This window comes from Helicobacter sp. MIT 14-3879, assembly GCF_003364125.1.
This window is the reverse complement of record NZ_NXLP01000081.1, coordinates 1-5049: the sequence shown is the minus strand read 5'-3', so window position 1 is coordinate 5049 and position 5049 is coordinate 1. Positions and strand designations below refer to the sequence as shown.

Annotated in this window: 4 protein-coding genes, 2 tRNA genes and 2 rRNA genes; all 8 read right to left on the bottom strand. The window is 39.7% G+C overall.

Translation table 11 applies throughout. The annotated features are described in order from the left end of the window. A 23S ribosomal RNA gene (locus CQA44_RS11195) occupies nucleotides 1-556 on the bottom strand; the annotation flags it as partial. Nucleotides 557-726: 170 nt separating this feature from the next. After that, nucleotides 727-1143 (bottom strand): LysE/ArgO family amino acid transporter, encoded by a 417-nt coding sequence (locus CQA44_RS11190; RefSeq protein WP_258865024.1) that lies wholly within the window; start codon nucleotides 1141-1143, stop codon nucleotides 727-729. Nucleotides 1144-1154: 11 nt separating this feature from the next. Beyond that, nucleotides 1155-1337, bottom strand: a complete 183-nt coding sequence (locus CQA44_RS13330; RefSeq protein ID WP_258865023.1) for a LysE family transporter — start codon at nucleotides 1335-1337, stop codon at nucleotides 1155-1157. Nucleotides 1338-1345: 8 nt separating this feature from the next. Continuing rightward, on the bottom strand, nucleotides 1346-1711 hold the full coding sequence (locus tag CQA44_RS11185; protein WP_115547308.1) for an ACT domain-containing protein: 366 nt from the start codon (nucleotides 1709-1711) through the stop codon (nucleotides 1346-1348). A 282-nt stretch (nucleotides 1712-1993) separates the two neighbouring features. Next, nucleotides 1994-2473: a 2OG-Fe dioxygenase family protein gene (locus CQA44_RS11180; protein WP_181881892.1), complete on the bottom strand. Its 480-nt coding sequence runs from the start codon at nucleotides 2471-2473 to the stop codon at nucleotides 1994-1996. Nucleotides 2474-2918: 445 nt separating this feature from the next. Continuing rightward, nucleotides 2919-2994: transfer RNA gene (locus CQA44_RS11175), tRNA-Ala, on the bottom strand. 189 nt (nucleotides 2995-3183) lie between these two features. Beyond that, nucleotides 3184-3260 (bottom strand) — tRNA-Ile (locus tag CQA44_RS11170). A 96-nt stretch (nucleotides 3261-3356) separates the two neighbouring features. Continuing rightward, nucleotides 3357-5049 (bottom strand): 16S ribosomal RNA (locus tag CQA44_RS11165).

Sequence of the window (5049 nt, the reverse complement as noted above, 5' to 3'; positions counted from 1 at the left end):
CTCTGAATGATTGTAGGCAGATGGTTTCAGGTTCTATTTCACTCCGCTCACTGCGGTTCTTTTCACCTTTCCCTCACGGTACTGGTTCGCTATCGGTGTGATAGGAGTATTTAGGGTTGGAGAGTGGTCTCCCCTGCTTCAGTCCGGATTTCACGTGTCCTGACCTACTCTGGATACTGCTACCTATGAATAATGCTTCGCATACGGGACTATCACCCTCTATGATGTATTTTTCCACATACTTCTGCTCCATTATTCAAGTGGATATTGCAGTCCACAACCCCGAATGCAAGCATTCGGTTTGCCCTCTTCCCCTTTCGCTCGCCGCTACTTGGGGAATCTCTTTTGATTTCTTTTCCTCTAGCTACTGAGATGTTTCACTTCGCTAGGTTCGCTCCCTTAAAGGTAATACCTATCGCTAGGTATTGGGTTGCCCCATTCGGAAATCCACGGATCAAAGCTTCTTGACAGCTCCCCGCGGCTTATCGCAGTCTAGTACGTCCTTCATCGCCTCTATCACCCAAGGCATCCACCATCTGCCCTTAAAAGCTTATTAATGAGATATTCTAACTTATCACTGCCTTGTTCAATCTATAATTATAAATAAACAAGAAATATTGTAATCTTTATATATTTGGCTATTAACAATAAATTTTCAAATAACACATTTTGCTTTTATTTTTATATCAAATAAAAAAATGGAAGTAGAATTATACATAAAAAAACTTAATTAATCCTTAAAATATACTCTATCAAAGAATAAAACACAAAAAACATAATTAAAGCAATAAAAAAATCAAGAATTCTAGTTATTTTTGCCAGCACCTGACTTAATCTCAAAGCACCATATCCTAAGCCAAAAAACCAGAGGAATGACGCAGTGAGAGCCCCAAAGGCAAAAATAATCTTTTCCTCAAAGTTAAACATCAAGGCAGAGGCTCCCACCACAAAAACCGTGTCTAAATACACGTGTGGATTTAAAAACGTAACCGCTAGGGTGAGTAAAAGGGTTTTTTGCATTGAGGGTTTGTGCTGTGAAGAAAGCTTGAGTGATGATTCTGCAAAAAGGGCTGCTTTCAATGAGACAAGCCCATAATACAAGACAAACAACGCACCAATAAGCGCAAGAGAGACATTCAACACTTTATTCTTGGCTAAAATTCTCCCACACCAAAGATTCCCACAAGCATTAATACTATATCACACAAAAAGCAAATCCCACTCACCATAAAAATATGATTCTTATTTATCCCCTGTTTGATAATAAAGGCATTTTGTGCGCCAATGGCAGAAATAAGCGAGAGTGAAAGAAAGAAACCTTTAAAGAAAAGCAACATCGATTTTATTATCCCTTCATCAAACTCAATGCTTGATTGAAAAACCTTTTATCCACAAAAATATAATCTCTATTGAAAGCGGATATTACTAACACGCTAATGTTATTTTCTTTGAGAGGTCTTAAAGCTTCATAGAGGATTCCATTCTCATTCAAATCATTGATAGAATCTGCTAGAGATAGCAGAGTGCCTTTAAATGTGTCTAAATAAAACGTTCTAAAAAGAGGGTAGCATTTACTTTTATCTTCACTAGCAACAGCAATGATACTCACACCATCTACTTCTTGAATAAGACAAAAGATATTTTTATCTATCTTTGGGTATTCCACCCTCTTATAAATAATAAATTCTGATTCTAAGATTCCTATTTTCATTGTATTATCTCTCTATCAAATCCAATACTGCTCCTAAAAGCAAAGGTTGCTATAAGGCGAAAGCTACATAAGGCAGTCTCCTTAGAGTGCTCAACTAGCTGCTAGTAACTAAGGATGAGGATTGCACTCGTTGCGGAACTTAACCCAACCTCTCACGAAAGGCAAAGGCTACATAGTGGAAGATTGCTATTGATTAGCTTACTCTGTAACTTTATGCCATAAGGGAGAATTTTATCTACTTGCAAAATGCCTTGTCCTTCTTTTAGGGTAGTTTGGAAAATTTTACTCTTTTTGTCTTCTGCATACACAATACTTTGAGCACCACAAATATTTTTGCTCTCTTACAAAGGCAGACATAATAAAATCCATACCATCTTGATGAATACCCTCTGGTGAATTGGTAGCACTTTCACCCTCAATACATTCTATTAAAACATGATGGACAATCAATCGTGCTCTATCAAAAACACTGAATCTTCTAATCTCTAAGAAAATAAATTGAATGATTTGAGTGAGATTCTCATCAAATAATACATCAGGCAATTCTTTAAATGTTCTAGCAGAATGTCTATAATCTGATGTTTCTAAAGAATTAGCATAAGTTTGAATAAAATGAGTGCTTGGCACTCTCTTAATCTCAATTGCTTTAGTAAGTGGAATCTTTTTGCTATGATTTCCTTGAAATGTTATCTTATATTTTGAAATGAGACGCTTTCTCTTAGAGACAAAAGAATCTAAATGCCTTTTTATATCCTCTTGCAAATTAAAATTCCGACAAATCCAAAGAAGCTATATCAATAGCATAACTCTTAGGTTGTTTTAATAAGTTATGATGAAGCAAAAAATCAATTTTTCTTTTATGTAGCCAATACATCTGGTTCAAATTGATGCAAATTGATGATAATAGAAAGAAGCAATTTTATGTGAGAAAGAAAAAATATCTAAGCCTATATCTTTATAATCAAACAAAAATATTGGCATTTTTATATTCATTTGGATATTCCTCATTATAGGAGTCTTATCTATTGTTAAGTCTTATAAGTTTCCATTTATACTTTGTTTATAGCTTTTATCATATTATTATCATACTTTATACTCATACTTTTATAGACTTTACACTTATATTTTATACTTTTTGTATTGTAATCATAGTATGAATCATAGACGATACTTTAATGGCTTTTAAAGGTTTAATGCTAGAAACCTTTGGTGGAGAATAGCGGGATCGAACCGCTGACCTCCTGCGTGCAAAGCAGGCGCTCTCCCAGCTGAGCTAATTCCCCGATAGATTTTCGTAAAGTTAATTGACAAGCAAAAGCTTATCCACAACCAAAGAAGTTTTTATAGAAGCTTTTTATATTTTATACTTCTTATATAGTTTAAAACTTCTTCAAAGGTAAAAGTTTGATGCGCTAATCCCTAAAGCATAAATGGAATCTTAAAAAATCTCTTTACACAGAGTCTAATCAATATGGTGGGCTTAGGAGGACTTGAACCTCCGACCTCACCCTTATCAGGGGTGCGCTCTAACCACCTGAGCTATAAGCCCCTTTATGATAAAAATAAACTAAAAAATAATAGCTAGTAATCTCTGATAACTAAGCAAGTTAACAGAATAATATTTTAAAAATCAAAATTCTCTATGAAAGGAGGTGATCCAACCGCAGGTTCACCTACGGTTACCTTGTTACGACTTCACCCCAGTCGCTGCATCCGCCGTGGGCGGTAACCTATTTAGTATCCCGACTTAAGGCGAATACAACTCCCATGGTGTGACGGGCGGTGAGTACAAGACCCGGGAACGTATTCACCGCAACATGGCTGATTTGCGATTACTAGCGATTCCAGCTTCATGTAGTCGAGTTGCAGACTACAATCCGAACTGAGAGATGTTTTAGAGATTTGCTCCACCTCGCGGTATTGCTCCTCTTTGTGCACCCCATTGTAGCACGTGTGTAGCCCTAGGCGTAAGGGCCATGATGACTTGACGTCGTCCTCACCTTCCTCCTCCTTACGAAGGCAGTCTCCTTAGAGTGCTCAGCCAAGCTGCTAGCAACTAAGGACGAGGGTTGCGCTCGTTGCGGGACTTAACCCAACATCTCACGACACGAGCTGACGACAGCCGTGCAGCACCTGTTTTCAAGCTCCCTAAAAGGGCACTCCGCTATCTCTAGCAGATTCTATCAATGTCAAGCCTAGGTAAGGTTCTTCGCGTATCTTCGAATTAAACCACATGCTCCACCGCTTGTGCGGGTCCCCGTCTATTCCTTTGAGTTTTAATCTTGCGACCGTACTCCCCAGGCGGAATGCTTAATGCGTTAGCTGCATTACTGCCCTGACAAGCAGGGCAACAACTAGCATTCATCGTTTAGGGCGTGGACTACCAGGGTATCTAATCCTGTTTGCTCCCCACGCTTTCGTGCATCAGCGTCAGTAATGTTCCAGTAGGTCGCCTTCGCAATGAGTATTCCTCTTGATCTCTACGGATTTTACCCCTACACCAAGAATTCCACCTACCTCTCCCATACTCTAGAGTCACAGTTTCAAATGCAGTTCTATGGTTAAGCCATAGGATTTCACATCTGACTTATGACCCCGCCTACGCACTCTTTACGCCCAGTGATTCCGAGTAACGCTTGCACCCTCCGTATTACCGCGGCTGCTGGCACGGAGTTAGCCGGTGCTTATTCGTTAGATACCGTCATTATCTTCTCTAACAAAAGGAGTTTACAATCCGAAAACCTTCATCCTCCACGCGGCGTTGCTGCTTCAGGGTTTCCCCCATTGAGCAATATTCCCTACTGCTGCCTCCCGTAGGAGTCTGGACCGTGTCTCAGTTCCAGTGTGTCCGTTCACCCTCTCAGGCCGGATACCCGTCATAGCCTTGGTGAGCCATTACCTCACCAACAAGCTGATAGGACATAGGCCAATCCTTTAGCGAAAGCTTTCAGTTAAAAATTCGGCTTTGGACGATAAATCCTAGAATTTTCGCACAACCTAATCGTGTGCGAGAATTGCAGGATTTTGAGGAGATTTTGAAAGTTGTGAGGGCATTGCAAATGAGACATATTTGGCATACGCCGCACTGAAGCAATGTTCTCACTCTCTCAAAATCTGCCACAAGATGAATTCTTAACTGAAAGCCTCTTTCCCCCATAGGGAATATCCAGTATTAATCACCGTTTCCAGTGGCTATCCTAGACTAAAGGGCATGTTACCTATGCATTACTCACCCGTGCGCCACTAATCCATCTCTAGCAAGCTAGAGACTTCATCGTTCGACTTGCATGTATTAGGCACGCCGCCAGCGTTCACTCTGAGCCAGGATCAAACTCTCC